The following is an 18,747-nucleotide window of genomic DNA, read 5'->3' as shown; positions in this document are numbered from 1 at the left end:
TGAAAACAGAAAGTTGCGAGCAATGCCAGACCGATACCCGCGCGACCTGATCGGCTATGGGCCGACGCCCCCGGACCCGCAATGGCCCGGTGGGGCCAAGATCGCGGTGCAATTCGTGGTGAACTACGAGGAGGGCGGCGAAAACAACGTCCTGCATGGCGACCCGGCCTCCGAGGCGTTCCTGTCCGAGATCACCGGCGCCGCCGCCTGGCCGGGGCAACGGCACTGGAACATGGAATCGATCTACGAATATGGCGCGCGCGCCGGGTTCTGGCGCCTGCATCGGTTGTTCGGCGAGCTCGCGATCCGGCCCACGGTCTATGGCGTGGCCACGGCACTCGCCCGCTCGCCGGAGCAGGTCCGCGCCATGCAGGACGCCGATTGGGAGATCGCGTCGCACGGCCTGAAATGGATCGAGCATAAGGACATGCCGGAGGACGAGGAACGCGCCCAGATCGCCGAGGCCGTGCGCCTGCACAGCGAGGTCACCGGCGCCGCACCCCGCGGCTGGTACACGGGACGGTGTTCGATTAACACCGTACGGCTCGCCGCCGAGCAGGGCTTTGACTATATCTCGGACACTTACGACGACGACCTGCCCTATTGGAAGCCCATCGGCGCGCGCGAGCAGCTGATCATCCCCTACACGCTGGACTGCAATGACATGCGCTTTGCCATTACGGCGGGGTATTCGGCGGGCGATCAGTTCGAGACCTATCTGCGCGACACGTTCGACGCGCTCTATGCCGAGGGGGCCGCGGGGGCGCCCAAGATGATGTCCATCGGGCTGCACTGCCGTTTGGTGGGGCGGCCTGGGCGCGTGATGGCGCTGCGGCGGTTTATGGAGTATATTCAGGGACATGAAGGCGTTTGGTGCCCGCGCCGGATCGACATCGCCGAGCATTGGCAGCGGGCGCATCCCGCCGTAGGGCGGGACTTGTCCCGCTTGCCCTCACAGATGGGCGCGACTGCGTTTGTTGAGGCCTTCGGCGGCATCTTCGAGCATTCTCCCTGGATTTCTGAACGCGCGTTCAATTCCGAGCTCGGGCCCGCCCATGACCGCGCCGCGGGGCTGCATAACGCGCTCTGCCGCGCCTTCCGCACCGCCTCGCAAGACGAGCGCCTGGGCGTGTTGCGCGCCCATCCCGACCTCGCGGGCAAACTGGCCGCCGCAAAAAGGCTCACCGCTGAGAGCACCGCCGAGCAGGCCAGCGCCGGGCTCGACGCGCTGACGGATGACGAGCGCGCGCGCTTCACCCAACTCAACGCCGATTATGTGGCAAAGCACGGCTTTCCCTTCATTATCGCGGTGCGCGACCACGACAAGGCGCGCATCCTGGCCGCCTTTGAGCGCCGCTTGGAGCAAGCCACCGACGCCGAATTCGCTGAGGCCTGCGCGCAGGTCGAACGCATCGCCGAACTGCGGCTAAAGGAACTTTTGCCATGAGCTACGCCTTCCCCCCCGGCGGGCTGCCGCGTCAGGACGCCGATCCTGAAGGCGCGTCGGTCTTCACCACCGCCTACGCGTTGATCCCCGCCTCGGTGCAGCGCGATATCGTCACCAGTTTCCTGCCCGGCTGGCACAACGCTCGCGCCTGGATCCTGGCGCGCCCCATGAGCGGGTTCGCCGAGACCTTCGCGCAATACGCGCTGGAGATCGACCCAGAAGGCGGCAGCGACAGCCCAGAGCCCGACCAGGATGCGCAGGCGGTACTTTTCGTGGCGCATGGCACGGTGCAGCTTTCCATTGGCTCCGAGCGCCATGACCTGCGACCGGGCTCATTTGCCTATATCCCCGCGCGCGCGCCATGGACGCTCTGGAACACCGGCGCCGAACCGGCGGGCGTGCATTGGGTGCGCAAGCGCTATCAACCCGTGGACGGCATAACCCCGCCGGACGCTCTCGTGACCCATGACGAAGATGTGCCCGCGGTGCCCATGCCCGATTGCGACGGCGTCTGGGCCACGCAGCGCTTCCTCGACCCGCTGAATCTGGCGCATGATTGCCACGTCAACATCGTGACCTTCCAGCCCGGCGGGCGCATCCCCTTCGCCGAGACCCATGTGATGGAGCATGGGCTCTACGTGCTGTCGGGCACCGCGCGCTATCTTTTGAACACGGATTGGGTCGAGGTCGGCGCCGGCGATTTCATGTGGCTGCGGGCGTTCTGCCCGCAGGCCTGTGTTGCGACCGGCGACGCGCCGTTTCGCTACCTGCTTTACAAGGATGTGAACCGGCATCCCGCGCTGGCGATCTGATCGATCTGGGCCTCGGCTCTGGCTGACTTGATTGACCGGTGATGTGTTTTGGCTGGCCTAGCGCCGACCTTTGGACCAGCCAAATCTCTTGCAAGAGATTTGCACTTTCCTTCCAAGGAAAGTTGGGCCCGCAAGTGGGCAAGGGGTTGCAATTAACGGATCACTTCGGGGCGCGCTGAGGAAACTCTTGCAAGAGTTTCGCAATTTTCTTGCAAGAAAATTGCGGCGCGCCAAGATCCGCCGGAAACCAAACGCAGGAAATCGCTACATTGCCTTAATCCGGCAGCACCTTGCCGGGGTTCAACACGCCGTTCGGGTCCAAGGCCGCCTTGAGCTTGCGCATCACATCCAGCGCCACGGGGTCCTTGCGCCGCGCCATCGAGGCCTTCTTCATCAGCCCCACGCCATGCTCCGCCGAGAAGGATCCGCCAAGCTCAAGGACCTCGCCCTCGATATGCTCCACGATCGCGTTGTCAGTCTCGGGGCTGTCGGTCGCCGGGAACACGGCATAATGCAGGTTGCCATCGCCGAGATGGCAGACCCAGGAATCCGTGGCCCCGGGATCAAGCCGCGGCAGGGCGGCCTCCATGCGCTCCAGGAAAACGGCCACCTTGTCGGTGGGCACGCAGATGTCGGTGCCGATCTTTCTCCCCTCGCCGCGGCCGACCTCGGCGGCGTCCTCGCGGCGCTTCCAGATGGCGCGGCGCTGCTCCTCGGTCTTGGCCAGCACCGCGTCCAGGATCGCGCCCTCCTCCATCAGGTCGGCCAGGGTCTGTTCCAGGCGCTCGACCACGGGGATGGAGCCGTCCTCGGCGGGCGCGGCGTCCCGCGGGGAGGTCGCGGCGACCTCGAGCATGATATTGACGTCGTAGCTCTTCTCAAAGGGCGGCTTGGCGCCTTCGATGATCCGCAGGTGGTTCTCGATATAGCTACCGGCCATGAACTCGAACGCCTCGACCGCACCGCCGGTCTCGGCCTGTAGGCGGTTCAAGAGCCGCAGCGCCTCGGGCACGCCCGGGGTGGCGATCATCGCCGTGGCATAGGCCTGCGGTTTCGGGAAGAGCTTGACCACCGCGGCGGTGATCACGCCAAGGGTGCCCTCGCCGCCAATGAACAGATCCTTAAGGTCATAGCCCGTGTTGTCCTTATGCACCTGGCTCATAAGGTCCATCACGCGGCCATCCGCCAACACCACTTCGAGCCCCAGGCAAAGCCCGCGCGTCGAGCCATAGCGCACAACGTTCGAGCCGCCCGCGTTGGTCGACAACGCGCCGCCGATCATCGCCGAGCCGCGCGCGCCGAAGGTCAGCGGGAACACCAGCCCATGGGCCTCGGCCGCATCGTGCAGATTGGACAGGATCACACCGGCCTCAACGATCCCCAGCCGGGCATCCGCGCGGATCTCGCGTATCTTGTTAAGCCGCTCCAGCGACAGCATCACCGCGCCCTCGGCATAGGTCGCGCCGGTCAGCCCGGTATTGCCCCCGATGGGCACAATCTTTATCCCCTGGTCATGGGCCAGCGCCATGACGCGGCTCACCTGCTCGGTGGAACCGGGGCGCACAACGGCGATGGGCTCGGCGATATAGCGCCCCATCCAGTCAGAGCCGTATTTCTCGGTGTCCGCGCCCGTCAGCACATGACCCGCGCCGACGATTTCCTTTAGTCCCTCAATCACGCTCACACCGGCCTCCCCTGAATTATTTACCCAAGGGATGCCGGGTTTTTTGGCGCAGGGCAAGAGGTTACGTTAGCGCGTGCCTGTGTCCCGCCAGTGCGGCGGCGCGTCCCAGCGCCGCAACTGCTGTTGCGACGGATGGCGCGGCAGCGCGCGGTCCAAACGGGCGGCGATCATGAAAGATGTAGCATATGGGTTGATCATCTGACTTGTCCTCTTGGAGTTCTCTTCTGGTAATGAATATTGCCATTCGGAGGGATTCATGCCAGTCAGCAATAATTCCATTATGTAAGCATGGATTACATTATGTCGCTGCGAAACCTTCCCCCGTTGGCCCAGCTGCGCGCCTTCGCGGCCCTGGCCGAGAGCGGCGCCATCTCTAAGGCCGGCGCGCTGCTGAATGTCAGCCACGCCGCCATCAGCCAGCAGGTCCGCGCGCTAGAGGCGCATCTGGGTCAGCAGCTGATCGAACGCGACGGGCGCGGCACGCGGCTGACCGACGCCGGCGCACGGCTAGGCGAGGCCCTGACCGAAGGCTTCGGGCGCATGACCCGCGAGATCGAGGCGCTCACCGGCGCCGATGCGGACCGCGCCCTACAGATCACCACCACGCCGATGTTCGCGCAAGCCTGGCTCATGCCCAGGCTGACAAGCTTTCGCGCCCAGCATCCCGACATCGACCTGATGATGAACCCCACCGCCGAACCGCTGGCGCTGGAGCCCGGCGGGCTCGACCTGGCGATCCGGTTCGGCAACGGTACCTGGCCGGGGCTGGAGGCTCAGCTCTTGGTCGCGACGGATTTCGTGATCGCGGGCGCGCGCAGCCTGGTTGGCGATTGCGACGTGCAGCGCCCCGAGGACCTGCTGGATTTCCCCTGGCTGCAGGAATTCGGCACCACCGAGATCAACGATTGGCTGTCCCGCCATGGCGTGGTGAAGGGGCACGTCAAGAGCCTGACCACCCTGCCCGGCAACCTGGTTCTCGACGGGCTGCGCTCTGGCCAGGGCATCGTTGCCGCGACCCGCGCCTTTATCGAGCCGGACCTGGAGCGCGGCGATCTTGTCGTACTGTTCCAGGGCAACGACCTGGGCACGGGCTATTTCCTGGTGCACCGCCCCGGCGTGATGCGCCCAAAGGCGCGCGCCTTCGCGCGCTGGCTTCGCAATGAGGCCAAAGCGGGCTAAGCTCGGCGACAAACAGGAGGCGCTGATGCGCAGTTTCGATGAGATCTATCAGATCGCCGCAGAGCGCCACGGCGGCGCAGAGGCGCTGCGCGCCAAGATCGGCAGCCTTGCGGACCCAACCGGGCTGACCAATGATCGCGTTCTGTCCGAGCTCAGCAAGAACGTGTTCCGCGCGGGGTTCAACTGGAAAGTCATCGAGGCGAAATGGGCCGGCTTTGAGGACGCCTTCCACGGCTTCGACGTCGGACGCTGCGCGATGATGGATGACGCCTGGTTCGACGCGCTTGTGCAAGACACCAGGATCGTGCGCCACGGCGCCAAGATCCAATCGGTGCGCGACAACGCCGCGATGCTGCAAGAGCTGGCCGCCGAGCATGGCAAACCCGCCGCCGAGGTCATCGCCAACTGGCCGCGCGAGGACTTCATTGGGCTGCTGCAGGTGCTAAAGACGCGCGGAACACGCCTTGGCGGAAACACCGGGGCCTACGCGCTGCGGTTCATGAAAGTGGACGGTTTCATACTCAGCCGCGACGTGGTGGCGCGTTTGGTGGCAGAGGGGGTCGTGGACAAAGCACCGACCTCCAAGGGCGCGATGCGCAAAGCCCAGGACGCGTTCAACGCCTGGTCACAGGAGTCCGGGCGCTCGCTTACCGAGATAAGCCGCGTCTTGGCACTGAGCATTGGCTAGGTGATCTGCGTCAGAGCATTCCGAGCGTATCTGCGTTTGCCCAGACAGTACCCCAACCACCACCCGTATAGGGTGTGGTGAGTCGGGTTGAGATTTCGTGAAGATCGGAGAGGTATGGCGGCGGGTATTGGCCTGGAACGTGCCTTTGGGCCCGCCAAATCTCTTGCAAGAGATTTGCACTTTCCTTCCAAGGAAAGTGGCTCCGCACTCCGGTAAGAGGTTGGGATAGAGTGATCATCTCGTGTCGCGCTGAAGAAACTCTTGGAAGAGTTTCGCAATTTTCTTGCAAGAAAATTGCGGCGCGCCAATGCCCGCGTCAGGCCAAACAATTCCATTCTGTCCAGCAATGCGCGGCATCGACAGGTCATTGACGCGGACGACATCGCATTACGCACGGCACCCCATGCCCGCCTTCGTCAGCCCGGCCAGCGTTTGCCTCCAATTTGATGTTCATTAAATCTTAATGCGCGGCGTGTTTTCTGGCCACATAATGGAGCAAGGGCGGCATATGCGCAGCTTTGATGAGATCTACGACATGGCGCAGCACCGCCAGGACGGCGCCGAGGCGCTGGAGGCGCGATTGGTCGCCCCGCGCGAGCCCTCGGAGCTGGCGCAGATCGGCGACGACCGCTGGCTCGCCCAGATCAGCAAGTCGATCTACTCTGCGCGGTTCAGCCACGCTCTGATCGACCGCGTCTGGGGCGATTTTGAAGAGGCGTTCCACGCCTTTGACATCGAGGCCTGCGCGTTGATGGACGACGCCCAACTGGATCGCATGGCCGAGGACAAGCGGCTCTGGCGCAGGGGCACGCAGCCGCATGCGGTGCGCGACAACGCGGTGATGATGCTCAACCTGGCCGAGGAATATGGCACCGCGGCGGAGTTTTTCGCGGATTGGCCCTCGGACGATTTTGTCGGGCTGCTGCACCTGCTCAAGAAGAACGGGCGACGCCTGCTTGGGCTGCACGCCCAGCGCGCGATGCGTGAGATGGGTGTCGACGGCTTTATCCTCGACCACCACCTGCGCGCCCGGCTGATCACCGAGCGCGTGATCGACGCCAACCCCAAGACCCGCGCCGAGATGCAAGACGTGCAAGACGCGCTCAATATCTGGTCGGCGCAATCGGGGCGCTCGATCTCGGAGGTCAGCCAGGTCTGCGCGCTCAGCATCAACAGCCATTTCCGTGGGCGGCAAACGCCGTGGAAGCGCTTCCACAAGGGGCGCCAATCGACGATCTGGATGGAGAAAAAGGCCCAGGCGCAGCGCCGCCGACACGCGGCGGCAAGCGCCTAGTTCAGCTGCTTGGCCATCTCAAAGAGGTGGTCTTCGAACGCGCTGCACATGATGATCGCGCGCGCGTCCAGATCGTAAAACCCATTGGGCTCGCCGCAGCTTTCGACTGTGACAGTCAATGGCGCCGCAAGGCTCAGCTCGTCGTTCAGAGCGTCGATCACGATGATCGAGAAGACGTCCGCCGCGTCCTATTCCTGGCCAAGTTGGGCGCCCCCCCCCGATGTCGATCACCGCGTGGCCCAGCTCATGGTAGAAGATGCCCAGGATGTTGGCCTCGACGAACGCCTCGTCGGCAACGACGGGCCCCGCCAGACAAGCCGCAAATGCAGCGGCGCGGATCATTCCATCTCGCGACCCTCGGTATCCGACATATCAAACCCAAGGTGCTTGGCGACGGTGAAGATGTCCTTGTCGCCGCGCCCGCACATGTTCATCACGATGATATGGTCGGCGGGCAGCTCGGGCGCGATCTTCTGGACATGGGCCAGCGCGTGGGACGGCTCCAGCGCGGGGATGATGCCCTCGGTCTCGCAGGACAGTTGGAACGCCGCCAGGGCCTCCTTGTCGGTGATCGAGACATATTCGGCGCGGCCCGTCTCATGCAGCCAGGAATGCTCCGGTCCGATGCCGGGATAGTCCAGACCGGCGGAGATCGAGAAGCCCTCTAGGATCTGCCCGTCGCCGTCCTGCAGCAGATAGGTCCGGTTGCCATGCAGCACGCCCGGGCGCCCGCCGGTCAAAGACGCGCAATGCTCGAACTTGTCATCCACGCCCTTGCCGCCGGCCTCCACGCCGATAATGCGCACCGATTTGTCGTCCAGGAACGGAAAGAACAGCCCCATCGCGTTCGACCCGCCGCCAATGGCCGCGATCACCGTGTCCGGCAGGCGGCCCTCGCCCTCCTGCGCGGCCAGCTGCCAGCGCACCTCCTTGCCGATGATCGACTGAAAGTCGCGCACCATCGCCGGGTAGGGGTGCGGCCCCGCTACGGTGCCGATGCAGTAGAACGTGTCGCGCACATTGGTCACCCAGTCGCGCAGCGCGTCATTCATCGCGTCCTTCAGCGTGCCGCGGCCCGAGGTCACCGGCACCACCTCGGCGCCCAAAAGGCGCATGCGGAACACGTTGGGCGCCTGGCGTTCCACGTCATGGGCGCCCATATAGACGATGCATTTCAGGCCGAACTTGGCGCAGACCGTAGCCGTGGCGACCCCGTGCTGGCCCGCGCCGGTCTCGGCGATGATGCGGGTCTTGCCCATGCGCCGCGCCAGGATGATCTGGCCCAGCACATTGTTGATCTTATGCGCGCCGGTGTGGTTCAGCTCGTCGCGCTTGAGATAGATCTTGGCGCCGCCCAGCCGCTCGGTCAGCCGCTCGGCGTAGTAAAGCGGCGAGGGCCGGCCCACGTAATGCTTCCACAGGTCGTCCATCTCGGCCCAGAAACTGTCGTCGGTCTTGGCCTTCTCGTATTCGGCCTCCAGGTCCAGGATCAGCGGCATCAGCGTCTCGGACACAAAGCGCCCGCCGAACTTGCCAAAGCGCCCGCCCTCGTCGGGGCCAGTCATGAAGGAATTAATAAGGTCTTCGGCCATGGATCGGGTCCTCTCCTGCGTCAGGGATGCGTTATAGCCCAAGTGCGGGCGCGGTAAAGCGGTGGCGGGCGAAAGCTGCACGAAAATCTGGGCGGGCCAGGCCGCGCCGCCAGGCGGCCGCGCGCATCTGCCCCGTTGCACATTCTTGGGATTCCTTTAAGGAAGGGCGCGATAAACACGCGCCGGGGCCCCTATCCCCATGGCGCGAACCGCACCAGCCTCTGACTCGCAAAGGACCCTAGGATCATGGCCGAGACCTCGAAGCCCGACATATTGTATACCATTGTAGACGAAGCGCCGGAGCTTGCCAGCGCCTCCTTCCTGCCAATCATCCGCAAATTCGCCTCGGCCGCGGGGATCAGTGTCGGCACCAAGGACATCTCGCTGGCCGGGCGCATCCTGGCCACCTTCCCCGAGGCCCTGACCGAGGCGCAGCGCCAGTCCAACGACCTGGCCGAGCTAGGCGAGCTGGTGAAGACGCCGGACGCCAATGTCATCAAGCTGCCCAACATCTCGGCCTCCGTGCCGCAGCTTGTCGGCGCCGTCGAAGAGCTGCAGGCCCAGGGCTACGCCCTGCCGGACTACCCCGAGGACCCCTCGACCGACGAAGAAAAGGCGATCCGCGCCAAATACGACACCATCAAGGGCTCGGCGGTGAACCCAGTCCTGCGCGAGGGCAACTCTGACCGCCGCGCGGCGCGGGCGGTGAAGAACTTCGCCCAGGCCAACCCGCATTCCATGGGTACATGGTCCGGTGACAGCAAGACCAAGGTCTCGTCCATGCCGGGCAATGACTTCTACGCCAACGAGAAATCCGCCACCATCACCGCCGCTCAGGCGGGGGATGCCCGCATCGAGTTCGTGGGCGCGGGTGGCACGACCGTGCTTAAGGAGGCCTGGCCGCTCGAGGCGGGCACCGTGGCCGATGCGACCTTCATGTCCGTCGCCGCCCTGGCCGAGTTCCTGGACGGCGCCATCGCCGACACTATGGCGGATGGCACGATGTTCTCGTTCCATATGAAGGCCACGATGATGAAGGTCTCGGACCCGATCATCTTTGGCTACGCGGTCAAGGCCTGGTTGGGCCCGGTCTGGGACAAGCATGGTGCGGCGATTGAGGCCGCGGGCGGGATGCCGAATTCCGGCCTGGGCGACGTGCTGGCCGCCATCGCGGCCATGCCGAACGGCGCCGAGATCCAGGCCGAGATCGACGCGCTGGACCGCCCCTCGATGTATATGGTCGACAGCGACCGCGGCATCACCAACCTGCACGTGCCCTCGGATGTGATCATCGACGCCTCGATGCCTGCGGTGATCCGCGCCGGCGGCAAGGGCTGGGACCAGACCGGCGCCAAGGGCGACACCAACTGCGTGATCCCCGACCGCTGCTATGCGGGCGTCTATGACGAGACGGTGAACTTCTTTAAGGCCAATGGCGCCTTGAACCCCGCCACGGCGGGTGCTGTGGCCAATGTCGGCCTGATGGCGCAGAAGGCCGAGGAATACGGCTCTCACCCGACCACCTTCCAGGCCCCCGGCGCGGGAGAGATGCGGGTCGTGGCGGCGAATGGCGACGTGCTGCACTCCCACGCGGTCGCGGCGGGCGACATCTGGCGCGCCTGCACCGTCAAGAAGGCGCCGATCGAGAACTGGATCCAGCTGGCGATGGACCGCCAGCGGCTGACCGGGTCCGAGGCGATCTTTTGGCTGGACGCGAACCGCGCCCATGACGCCGAGCTGATCAAATACGTGGCCCCCGCGTTGGAGGCCGCTGGCGTGGCCGATAAGTTCCAGATCATGGCGCCGCGCGAGGCCACGGTGCAGTCCCTGCAGACGATCACCGCGGGCAATGACTCGATTGCCATCACCGGCAACGTGCTGCGCGACTACCTGACCGATCTCTTCCCGATCCTCGAGCTGGGCACCTCCGCCAAGATGCTCTCGATTGTGAAGCTGATGCAGGGCGGCGGGCTGTTTGAGACCGGCGCCGGGGGCTCCGCCCCCAAGCATGTGCAGCAGCTGCAGGCCGAGAACCACCTGCGCTGGGACAGCATGGGCGAGTTCTGCGCCCTGGGCGAGAGCCTGAACTTCCTGGCCGATGCGCAGGGCAACGCCAAGGCGGGCGTGCTGGGCGCGGCGGCAGAGGCGGCCACGCAGGGCGTGCTGGACCATAACCGCTCGCCCTCGCGCAAGGTCGGCGAGCCGGACAACCGCGACAGCCACTATTGGTTCGCGCGCTACTGGGCCGAGGCTCTGGCCGCGCAGTCCGATGATGCCGAGATGGCGGCGCATTTCGCGCCCATCGCGGCGGCCCTCGCCGAGGGCGAGGCCGCGATCCTGTCGGAACTGGCCGCCGCACAAGGTCCCAAGGCCGATATGGGGGGCTACTACCACCCCGACGCCGACAAGGTCGCCGCGATCATGCGCCCCAGCGCCACGCTGAACGCGATCATCGGCTAGGCTCTCGACGGTCTAAGATATGCAAGCGGCGCGCTCGTTCGCGCCGCGGCACGCCCCGATCCGCGGGCGCTATGGCTTTAAATTAGCCTACGCCCCGGCGCCGACCAGGATCACCGGCGCACCGCCGGACGAAATGCGCGCCGCATCCGCCGCGACCTCCTGCATGCCCGCCGTGGCCATGGCGGCCTGCAGCGCCTCGCCCGAAGCGAAGGGCATCGAGAACATCTGATAGAACGGCGCCGCACTGCCGTCGGGGTTTGGCGCGAACCGCATCACGGAATAGGGCGTCTGGTCCTCCGGGATACCGGCGTGCTTGCGCAGCAAGGCCACATGCGCCTCGTAGTCGGTGTTGAACTGCGCGGCATCGCTGGGCTGCGGATAGAGCACGACAAGAGAGACTTGGGTCATAGAAATACCTCCTTCAGTGGCTTGGCTTTGTGAAATGCCGTCAAGCATGACGGCGCCACTCGCGGCGGTCAAGCGCAGGCAAGTGGTCAATCTCTCGCAATTGGGCGAGGCGCGCGCCTATCACGACGGCACCTAGCACGTAGCTTCGCATATTCACGGTGCAACGAGCGTCGCGATCCCGTTCTGCTTGGCGCTCGCCCTTTTCCCCAGCGCTGGTCTGGGCAAGCGCTCCAACCGCCGCGCCAATATGTCCCTTTTTTCGCGCCGCCAACAGGCTACGATGCCAGACATGCCCTATCGCTGGTCCAGCACCGAGCCGCCGCAACGCCTAGAGCTATGGCCGCACCGCTCCCTGCCGCCGCAGGGCTTCGCGACCTTCATCATTGTGACCGCCTGCATGCTGCTGATCCCGCTGCTGGCGGTGCTGGGCTCGCCGGTCCTGTGGGGGCTCTTGCCGTTCCTGGGCGGCGCGCTTTGGGCGATCTGGTACGCGCTGCGGCGCTCGGACGCGGACGGGGCGCTGCGCGAGGACCTGACCCTGGCCGCCGACACCATGGAGCTGGTGCGCTGCAACCCGCGAGGCGACCAGCAGAGCTGGCAGGCCAACCCCTATTGGGTGCGCGTCGAGATGCATGCCACGGGCGGGCCGGTCGCGAACTACCTCACGCTGAAGGGCGGCGACCGCGCGGTAGAGCTGGGCGCCTTCCTCAGCCCGGAGGAGCGCGCCGCGCTCTTTGCCGAGCTGCAGGACCGGCTGCGCGCACTGAACCGAAACGCCCATTGACAGCGCGGCGGTCATGCCCGACGCATCGGCCATGACCGCGATCCTGATACTGCTGCCCTTTGCGCTCTTGGCCGGCTTGGCCGTCTGGCTCCATCACCTGTTTGAGGGCGAGTGGCTGCCCCATGACCTTTTGCGCGAGTGGCACCTGTCGCGGCGCAGCCTGACCGAGCTGGACGCCGCCTGGGCCGCCGCGCCCGAGCGCTCGGAAATCGTGATCACGCTCACCACCACTCCCAGCCGGATCGGCCTGCTCAAGCACACTTTGCGCAGCCTCCTGGACCAGTCCCGCCCGCCCGCGCGGATCGTGCTGAACGTGCCGGGGTTCAGCCTGCGCGAGCAGCTGCCCTACCAGATCCCGCCCGAGCTCCATGCGCTGCGCGCGCTAGAGATCCGCCGCAGCGAGGATCTCGGCCCCGGCACCAAGCTGATCCCGACCCTGGCCGCGGAGGCCCCCGACACCCCGCTCCTGGTGTTGGACGACGACCGCATCTACCCCAAATGGCTGGTGGCCTGCTACGAGGCGATGGCCGCGCGCCAGCCCGACTACGCGCTCACTATGGGCGGCTGGGTGGTGCCGGCGGACCTCACGGACCGCTTCACCACGATCCGCTCGAACCTGCTGATGCAGCCCCCCGCCCCGATCCGCGCGCCGCGGCTCAAAAAGCCGCGCGAGGTGGACGTGATGCTGGGGGTGTTCAGCTACCTGGTGCGGCCGCGCTTCTTCGACCTCGCAGAGATCAGCGCCCTGGAGGGTCCCGAGGCGCTGCGCTATGTGGATGACGTGCGCACATCCGCGCTGTGCTGCGCGCCGAAATTCGTGATCCCCGCGCCCAGCCTAAGCTTTGTGCCATGGTCGAAACGCCGCGCCTTCCAGTCCACGCGGCTGGGGCTCTTCAATCGCGGCATGGGCGGCGGCACGCGGCACAATACCGTCGCGATCCAGCACTACGCGGACCGCTGGCGGGTCGGCGGCCCCAAGGCGCCCTGATCTTCACCTTGTCTGAAATACGCATCGCGTCGCGGCGCCCATACCCGCCCTGCGAACGACACGTCGCCTTGCGGCTTGCCGCGCCCGCACGCAGGCGCCGCTGAGGTTTTGCTCTGCAAAACCCAGTGCGGCGAGTACGGGCTCAAAAGAGCGCGCCGAAGGCGCTCCTTTGGATCACGCTTTAGCCCAGGCGGTCCTTGACCATCGGCCCCACGGCGCCGAAATCCATCCGGCCCATATACTCGGCCTTCAGGGCGCCCATCACCTTGCCCATGTCGCGGATCGAGCCCGCGTCGACCGCGCGGATCGCCTTGTCGACGGCGGCGGCGACCTCGTCCTCGCTCAGCTTCTGCGGTAGGAACTGCTCGATGACCGTGACCTCGTGGCGCTCGCCCTCCGCCAGGTCCAGCCGCCCGCCCTCTTCATAGGCGCGCGCGCTCTCCTGGCGCTGCTTGATCATCTTGCCGAGGATGCCCAGCACGTCGTCATCGGACACGCCCGCGGCGTTGCCATCGCCGCGCAGGGCGATGTCCTTGTCCTTGATCGCTGCGTTGATCAGTCTCAGCGTTGCCAGGCGCGGCTTGTCCTGGCTCTTCATCGCCTCTTTTAGACCTGTGGCGATACGGTCGCGAATGCCCATCGGATGAGTTGTCCCCATAGCCGTTGCGAAGTCCCTACCCTACCGCGGCGCCCGCAAAGAGGCAACAGCCCAGATCCTCGATTAATCCCTTGAAATTCAACGATTTTAAAATTCCGCAACCACCCTTGACCCAAACCGCCGCGCTCACTAGGTTCCCGGCAATTTGACGACCGAGGAGTCGCTTCCCATGCCCGCATCTAAAGGCCCCAACGGGGCAACCGCCTGTCTGGCTCTCGCCGACGGGACGCTGTTTTTCGGCCAAGGCTTTGGCGCGACAGCACAAACCCAGGCCGAGCTGTGCTTCAACACCGCCATGACCGGCTATCAGGAAATCATGACGGACCCGTCCTATGCGGGCCAGATTGTCACCTTCACCTTCCCGCATGTCGGCAATGTCGGCGTGAACCCCGAGGATGACGAGACCGCCGACCCGGTGGCCGCGGGCATGGTGGTCAAATGGGACCCGACCGAGCCCTCCAACTGGCGCGCCGCCGAGCGGCTGACCGACTGGCTGGCCAAGCGCGGTCGGATCGGCATCGGCGGGCTGGACACGCGGCGCCTGACCCGGGCGATCCGCCAGCAGGGCGCGCCGCATGTGGCGCTGGCCCACAGCCCGGACGGGATGTTCGACATCGAGGCGCTGGTCGCCAGCGCCCGCGCCTTCCCCGGGCTGGAGGGGCTCGACCTCGCCAAAGAGGTCACCTGCGCGCAAAGCTACCATTGGGACCAGATGCGCTGGGCCTGGCCCGAGGGCTACGCGCCTCAGACCGCGCCCGTGCATAAGGTCGTGGCCGTGGATTACGGCGCCAAGCGCAACATCCTGCGCTGCCTGGCCTCGGTGGGCTGCGACGTCACCGTGCTGCCGGCCACCGCCACCGCCGAGGAGGTGCTGGCGCATGACCCCGACGGCGTGTTCCTCTCGAACGGCCCCGGCGACCCGGCGGCCACGGGCGCCTATGCGGTGCCGATGATCCAAGAGGTGCTGGCCAAGACCGACCTGCCGGTCTTCGGCATCTGCCTGGGCCACCAGATGATGGCGCTGGCGCTTGGCGCCAAGACCATCAAGATGAACCACGGCCACCACGGCGCCAACCACCCAGTGAAAGACCTAGAGACCGGCAAGGTCGAGATCACCTCGATGAACCACGGCTTCACCGTGGACAGCCAGACCTTGCCCGCGGGCGTGGTCGAGACGCATGTGTCGCTCTTTGATGGCTCCAATTGCGGGATCCGCATGGCGGACCGGCCTGTGTTCTCGGTGCAGTACCACCCAGAGGCGAGCCCCGGCCCGCAGGACAGCTACTACCTGTTCGAGCGCTTCGCGGCGGCCATGAAAAACCACAAAAACGCGGCGGCCGCACCCGTTTGTTAACTTGCGTTTAACCATTCTGAACAACCCTGTCGCCGAGAAGGTTAATCGGAGCGGTCACTTAGATGCACGCCGTGGAGTGTTCCACCCACGACAGCGCGGGCGCTGTTGCCCTGAACGTGCGCGCGCCACCGCAGGCGGCGCCGCCGGCGCTGCGGCGCCCGCTTGGGCAGATGCTGGTCGAGCGTGGGCTGCTCTCGCCCGAGCAAAAGCTGCACTCGCTGGCGCTGCAGGCCGAGGTCGACGCGCGCCTGGGTGACATCCTGCTGGCGCATGGGCTGATCGACAAGGACGACCTGATCCACACAATCGCCGATCAGTTCGCCACCGAGGTGGCCGACTTCACCTATGAGCCGCCCGACCCCAAGCTGATCGACCGCCTTGGAATGGAGCGCTGTGTGACCGAGGGCGTCCTGCCCTGGCAGCGCCGCGACAACCGGGTGCTTGTGGCCTCCGCGCGTCCGGATCGCTTCGCCGAGATCGAGCCCGAGCTGACCGCGATGTTCGGCCCGGTCGAGATGGTCGTCACCACCGATCTAGAGCTGCACCAGGCGGTGCTGAACCGGCATTCGCGCAGCCTCGCCCGCCGCGCCGAGACCCGCGTGCCCGCCGAGGATAGCTGTCGCCACTGGTCGGCGGCCGGGCCCAAGCTGGGGCTGTTGCTGGCGATGGCGGCGGTGCTTGCCTGCGTCGCTCTGGCGCCGAAGGCGGTGTTCCTTACGCTGCTGGTTTGGACGCTCCTGACCCTGGTGGGGCAGACGCTGCTAAAGCTCGCCGCCTGGCGGGTCTCGGTCAAGGCCGCGCGCCTGCCCGCGCCCGCGCCGGTCAACACGGCAACCACGCGACTGCCCACCGTGTCTATCCTGGTGCCGCTCTACCGCGAGCGCGAGATCGCCAGCCGATTGGTCAAGCGCCTGTCGCGCCTGGACTACCCAGAGGAGCTGCTGGATGTCTGCCTGATCGTGGAATCCGACGACCAGGTCACCTGTGACGCGCTGGACCAGGCCGCGCTGCCGGGCTTCATTCGGCGCATTGTGGTGCCCGCCACGCAGCTCAAGACCAAGCCCCGGGCGCTGAACTACGCCCTGGATTTCTGCCGCGGCTCCATCGTGGGGGTGTATGACGCCGAGGACGCCCCCGCCCCGGACCAGATCCGCCGGGTTGTGCAGCAGTTTCAGGAGGCCCCGCCAGAGGTCGTGTGCCTGCAGGGCGTGCTGGATTACTACAACGCCGACGCCAATTGGATGTCGCGCTGCTTTACCATCGAATACGCCTCGTGGTTCCGGGTGATCCTGCCAGGGCTGCTGCGCCTGGGCATGGTGATCCCGCTGGGCGGCACGACGCTGTTCTTTCGGCGCAAGGTGCTCGAGGCGATCGGCGGCTGGGACGCCCATAACGTCACCGAGGATGCCGATCTGGGCATCCGGCTGGCGCGGCGCGGCTTTCGCACAGAGCTGCTGGATTCGGTCACCGCCGAGGAGGCCAACTGCCGCGCCTGGCCCTGGATCAAGCAGCGCTCGCGCTGGCTGAAGGGCTACGCGGTGACCTGGGGGGTGCATAACCGGCGCCCGGTGCGGCTCTGGGCGGATCTGGGCGCCTGGCGGTTCATGGGGGTGCAACTGCTGCTCTTGGGCACGCTGACCCAGTTCGCCATCGCGCCGGTCTTGTGGTCGTTCTGGCTGATTACGCTGGGGTTCGGGCATGCCGCGCCCGCGACCTTCGGCGCCCCGGTGATCTGGGCGATCGTGGCGATCTTCGTGGCGTCCGAGGCCACCAGCATCGGCATCCGCGCCCACGCGGTAAGCCGCACCGGGCATCGCGGGCTGATGCGCTGGGTCCCGACGCTCTATTTCTACTTCCCGTTGGCCACGCTGGCCTCTTACAAGGCCGCGCTGGAGCTGCTGACAAAGCCGTTCTACTGGGACAAGACGGCGCATGGGCAGACGCCCGCGCCGCGCGCGCGCCGGCGCGCTAGCCCTGCGTTTCGATCCGTGCGGCGTCGAGCTTAAGCCGCGTCTCATAGGCCTTTGAGATATGGACCTTAAGCGCCGCCTCGGCCGCCTCGCCGTCGCCCTCTCGGAGCGCCTCAACGATGTTGGCGTGCTCGGCCAGGGCGTCCTCGCCGCGCCCCTCCGCCGCCAACGAGGTAGAGGCCAAAAGCGCCATGGAGCGATGCACCAGGTTTAGCTGCTGCACCAGGTAGCGGTTATGCGAGGCCAGGTGGATCTGCGTGTGAAAGCGGCGGTTGGCGCGGCTGAGCGCCGAGGGGTCGCCGATCAGCGCGCGGTCCTCCTCGACCATGTCGCCCAGCACCTTGACCTCCTCGACGGTGGCGTGGCGCGCGGCCAGCCGCGCGGCCAGCCCCTCCAGCTCGGCGCGCACGATGTAGAGCTCGGCCAGCTGGTTATGATCCAGCGAGGCCACGATCAGCGACCGCCCGTCCCGCGTCAGAAGGCCCTGCGTTTCAAGGCGCTGCAGCGCCTCGCGGATCGGGGTGCGCGACACCCCAAAGCGCTCGGCCAGCTCGTTCTCCACCAGGCGTTCGCCGGGCCGGTATTGCCCCACGTCAATGGCCTCTAGGATGAGCCCATAGGCATCTCGTTGTTGCATCCGTCCACCGCCCCTTTGATCCCCAGACCTTCGGTCGCCTATGCTAGAGCGCTACCGCCTTGGAATTCAAGCTAAACCATTGCCGCCGCCGCCGCCGCGCGCTACCAAGCCGCCATGCCGCACCGCGCCTTCCAGGATGTCACGACTTGGGTCTTCGACCTCGACAACACGCTGTACCCGCCCTCCGCGGACCTGTTCGGCCAGATGGAGCGGCGCATGGAGGCCTGGATCACCGCCCGCCTGGGGGTGCCGCTGGCCGAGGCCCAGCGGATGCGCAAGGTCTACTGGGCAGAGCACGGTACCACGCTGGCGGGGCTGATGGCCGAGCATGACATCGACCCCTGGGACTTCCTGGGCGACGTGCATGACATCGACATGAGCCCGCTCGACCCCGAGCCGGCGCTGGCGCGATCGCTGGCCGCGCTGCCCGGCCGCCGCATCGTCTACACCAATGGCGATGCGCCCTATGCGCGCCGGGTGCTGGCGGCGCGCGGCCTGGAGGGGGCCTTCCACGCGGTCTACGGCATCGAGCACGCGGGCTGGCAGCCCAAGCCCACCGCCGCGGCCTTCGATGCGGTCTTCGCCGCCGACGGGCTGGACCCCACTCGCGCCGCGATGTTCGAGGACGACCCGCGCAACCTACTAGAGCCGCATCGCCGCGGCCTGCGCACCGTGCATGTCGCCCCGCAGCGCGGCGACGGCGCGGCGCATGTGCATTTTCATACCGACGACCTGGCGGGCTTTCTGTCGCAGCTTCTGGTCGGCATGGCCGCGGGCGACTAGGTAGGGCCC

Annotated in this window: 18 protein-coding genes; 11 read left to right on the top strand and 7 right to left on the bottom strand. The window is 66.2% G+C overall.

Translation table 11 applies throughout. The features are described from left to right. Positions 1 to 22: 22 nt before the first annotated feature. Both puuE and AIOL_RS08700 read left to right on the top strand, forming a co-directional pair. Entirely contained in the window at positions 23 to 1,447 is a 1,425-nt protein-coding gene (gene puuE, locus AIOL_RS08705; protein WP_049642621.1) for an allantoinase PuuE, read from the top strand. Continuing rightward, positions 1,444 to 2,259, top strand: coding sequence for a bifunctional allantoicase/(S)-ureidoglycine aminohydrolase (locus AIOL_RS08700; RefSeq protein WP_049642620.1), 816 nt, complete (start codon positions 1,444 to 1,446; stop codon positions 2,257 to 2,259). The genes puuE and AIOL_RS08700 overlap by 4 nt, the downstream gene beginning before the upstream one ends. A 274-nt stretch (positions 2,260 to 2,533) precedes the next feature. On the opposite strand, the gene AIOL_RS08695 is transcribed toward AIOL_RS08700, so the two are convergent. Together AIOL_RS08695 and AIOL_RS24945 are read right to left on the bottom strand one after the other, a co-directional pair. Continuing rightward, on the bottom strand, positions 2,534 to 3,943 hold the full coding sequence (locus AIOL_RS08695; protein ID WP_049642619.1) for an FAD-binding oxidoreductase: 1,410 nt from the start codon (positions 3,941 to 3,943) through the stop codon (positions 2,534 to 2,536). A gap of 66 nt (positions 3,944 to 4,009) precedes the next feature. Further along, positions 4,010 to 4,222: a hypothetical protein gene (locus tag AIOL_RS24945; RefSeq protein ID WP_152912434.1), complete on the bottom strand. Its 213-nt coding sequence runs from the start codon at positions 4,220 to 4,222 to the stop codon at positions 4,010 to 4,012. 21 nt (positions 4,223 to 4,243) lie between these two features. Here AIOL_RS24945 and AIOL_RS08690 point away from each other — a divergent pair, with 21 nt between their 5' ends. The 3 genes from AIOL_RS08690 (at position 4,244) to AIOL_RS08680 (ending at position 7,104) form a co-directional block, all read left to right on the top strand. Then, positions 4,244 to 5,122 carry a LysR family transcriptional regulator gene (locus AIOL_RS08690; RefSeq protein ID WP_049645343.1) on the top strand — a complete coding sequence of 293 codons (879 nt, stop codon included), beginning with the start codon at positions 4,244 to 4,246 and terminating at the stop codon, positions 5,120 to 5,122. Positions 5,123 to 5,147: 25 nt separating this feature from the next. After that, entirely contained in the window at positions 5,148 to 5,810 is a 663-nt protein-coding gene (locus AIOL_RS08685) for a DNA-3-methyladenine glycosylase I (protein WP_049645342.1), read from the top strand. Between the two features lie 508 nt (positions 5,811 to 6,318). After that, positions 6,319 to 7,104, top strand: a complete 786-nt coding sequence (locus tag AIOL_RS08680) for a DNA-3-methyladenine glycosylase I (RefSeq protein WP_152912433.1) — start codon at positions 6,319 to 6,321, stop codon at positions 7,102 to 7,104. Here AIOL_RS08680 and AIOL_RS24940 read toward each other — a convergent pair. Together AIOL_RS24940 and trpB are read right to left on the bottom strand one after the other, a co-directional pair. Then, positions 7,101 to 7,265, bottom strand: coding sequence for a DUF4344 domain-containing metallopeptidase (locus tag AIOL_RS24940; RefSeq protein ID WP_160314434.1), 165 nt, complete (start codon positions 7,263 to 7,265; stop codon positions 7,101 to 7,103). The genes AIOL_RS08680 and AIOL_RS24940 overlap by 4 nt on opposite strands. 177 nt (positions 7,266 to 7,442) lie before the next feature. Beyond that, entirely contained in the window at positions 7,443 to 8,696 is a 1,254-nt protein-coding gene (gene trpB / locus AIOL_RS08675) for a tryptophan synthase subunit beta (RefSeq protein ID WP_049642617.1), read from the bottom strand. A 246-nt stretch (positions 8,697 to 8,942) separates the two neighbouring features. Here trpB and AIOL_RS08670 point away from each other — a divergent pair, with 246 nt between their 5' ends. Then, positions 8,943 to 11,156 (top strand): NADP-dependent isocitrate dehydrogenase, encoded by a 2,214-nt coding sequence (locus AIOL_RS08670; protein ID WP_049642616.1) that lies wholly within the window; start codon positions 8,943 to 8,945, stop codon positions 11,154 to 11,156. An 87-nt stretch (positions 11,157 to 11,243) separates the two neighbouring features. Here the strand turns inward: AIOL_RS08670 and AIOL_RS08665 are convergent, their stop codons facing one another. Next, positions 11,244 to 11,564 carry an EthD family reductase gene (locus AIOL_RS08665; protein ID WP_049642615.1) on the bottom strand — a complete coding sequence of 107 codons (321 nt, stop codon included), beginning with the start codon at positions 11,562 to 11,564 and terminating at the stop codon, positions 11,244 to 11,246. Positions 11,565 to 11,853: 289 nt separating this feature from the next. On the opposite strand from AIOL_RS08665, the gene AIOL_RS08660 reads away from it, so the two are divergent. Both AIOL_RS08660 and AIOL_RS08655 read left to right on the top strand, forming a co-directional pair. Beyond that, positions 11,854 to 12,348 carry a DUF2244 domain-containing protein gene (locus tag AIOL_RS08660; RefSeq protein WP_049645341.1) on the top strand — a complete coding sequence of 165 codons (495 nt, stop codon included), beginning with the start codon at positions 11,854 to 11,856 and terminating at the stop codon, positions 12,346 to 12,348. Positions 12,349 to 12,361: 13 nt separating this feature from the next. After that, a complete protein-coding gene (locus AIOL_RS08655; RefSeq protein ID WP_049642614.1) occupies positions 12,362 to 13,336 on the top strand; it encodes a hypothetical protein in 975 nt (324 codons plus the stop codon). Positions 13,337 to 13,517: 181 nt separating this feature from the next. Here the strand turns inward: AIOL_RS08655 and AIOL_RS08650 are convergent, their stop codons facing one another. Continuing rightward, on the bottom strand, positions 13,518 to 13,976 hold the full coding sequence (locus tag AIOL_RS08650; protein ID WP_049642613.1) for a GatB/YqeY domain-containing protein: 459 nt from the start codon (positions 13,974 to 13,976) through the stop codon (positions 13,518 to 13,520). Between the two features lie 187 nt (positions 13,977 to 14,163). Between AIOL_RS08650 and carA the strand changes: the two genes are divergently transcribed. Together carA and AIOL_RS08640 are read left to right on the top strand one after the other, a co-directional pair. Then, a complete protein-coding gene (gene carA / locus AIOL_RS08645) occupies positions 14,164 to 15,348 on the top strand; it encodes a glutamine-hydrolyzing carbamoyl-phosphate synthase small subunit (RefSeq protein ID WP_049642612.1) in 1,185 nt (394 codons plus the stop codon). A gap of 62 nt (positions 15,349 to 15,410) precedes the next feature. After that, a complete protein-coding gene (locus AIOL_RS08640; RefSeq protein ID WP_049642611.1) occupies positions 15,411 to 17,354 on the top strand; it encodes a glycosyltransferase in 1,944 nt (647 codons plus the stop codon). Here the strand turns inward: AIOL_RS08640 and AIOL_RS08635 are convergent. Further along, a complete protein-coding gene (locus AIOL_RS08635; RefSeq protein ID WP_049642610.1) occupies positions 17,317 to 17,955 on the bottom strand; it encodes a GntR family transcriptional regulator in 639 nt (212 codons plus the stop codon). The two genes, AIOL_RS08640 and AIOL_RS08635, sit on opposite strands and share 38 nt — an antisense overlap. A gap of 114 nt (positions 17,956 to 18,069) precedes the next feature. Between AIOL_RS08635 and AIOL_RS08630 the strand changes: the two genes are divergently transcribed. Next, on the top strand, positions 18,070 to 18,738 hold the full coding sequence (locus tag AIOL_RS08630; RefSeq protein ID WP_049642609.1) for a pyrimidine 5'-nucleotidase: 669 nt from the start codon (positions 18,070 to 18,072) through the stop codon (positions 18,736 to 18,738). Positions 18,739 to 18,747: the final 9 nt, after the last annotated feature.

Source organism: Candidatus Rhodobacter oscarellae, from assembly GCF_001078595.1.
GTDB lineage: Bacteria > Pseudomonadota > Alphaproteobacteria > Rhodobacterales > Rhodobacteraceae > Rhodobacter_B > Rhodobacter_B oscarellae.
Note: the sequence above shows the minus strand (reverse complement) of the source record. Positions and strands in the feature narration are given on the sequence as shown.

Coding starts and splice junctions, on each gene's coding strand:
- puuE (WP_049642621.1), top strand. CDS start 23: ATGCCAGACCGATACCCGCGCGACCTGATCGGCTATGGGCCGACGCCC.
- AIOL_RS08700 (WP_049642620.1), top strand. CDS start 1,444: ATGAGCTACGCCTTCCCCCCCGGCGGGCTGCCGCGTCAGGACGCCGAT.
- AIOL_RS24945 (WP_152912434.1), bottom strand. CDS start 4,222: ATGGAATTATTGCTGACTGGCATGAATCCCTCCGAATGGCAATATTCA.
- AIOL_RS08690 (WP_049645343.1), top strand. CDS start 4,244: ATGTCGCTGCGAAACCTTCCCCCGTTGGCCCAGCTGCGCGCCTTCGCG.
- AIOL_RS08685 (WP_049645342.1), top strand. CDS start 5,148: ATGCGCAGTTTCGATGAGATCTATCAGATCGCCGCAGAGCGCCACGGC.
- AIOL_RS08680 (WP_152912433.1), top strand. CDS start 6,319: ATGCGCAGCTTTGATGAGATCTACGACATGGCGCAGCACCGCCAGGAC.
- trpB (WP_049642617.1), bottom strand. CDS start 8,696: ATGGCCGAAGACCTTATTAATTCCTTCATGACTGGCCCCGACGAGGGC.
- AIOL_RS08670 (WP_049642616.1), top strand. CDS start 8,943: ATGGCCGAGACCTCGAAGCCCGACATATTGTATACCATTGTAGACGAA.
- AIOL_RS08665 (WP_049642615.1), bottom strand. CDS start 11,564: ATGACCCAAGTCTCTCTTGTCGTGCTCTATCCGCAGCCCAGCGATGCC.
- AIOL_RS08660 (WP_049645341.1), top strand. CDS start 11,854: ATGCCCTATCGCTGGTCCAGCACCGAGCCGCCGCAACGCCTAGAGCTA.
- AIOL_RS08655 (WP_049642614.1), top strand. CDS start 12,362: ATGCCCGACGCATCGGCCATGACCGCGATCCTGATACTGCTGCCCTTT.
- AIOL_RS08650 (WP_049642613.1), bottom strand. CDS start 13,976: ATGGGCATTCGCGACCGTATCGCCACAGGTCTAAAAGAGGCGATGAAG.
- carA (WP_049642612.1), top strand. CDS start 14,164: ATGCCCGCATCTAAAGGCCCCAACGGGGCAACCGCCTGTCTGGCTCTC.
- AIOL_RS08640 (WP_049642611.1), top strand. CDS start 15,411: ATGCACGCCGTGGAGTGTTCCACCCACGACAGCGCGGGCGCTGTTGCC.
- AIOL_RS08635 (WP_049642610.1), bottom strand. CDS start 17,955: ATGCAACAACGAGATGCCTATGGGCTCATCCTAGAGGCCATTGACGTG.
- AIOL_RS08630 (WP_049642609.1), top strand. CDS start 18,070: ATGCCGCACCGCGCCTTCCAGGATGTCACGACTTGGGTCTTCGACCTC.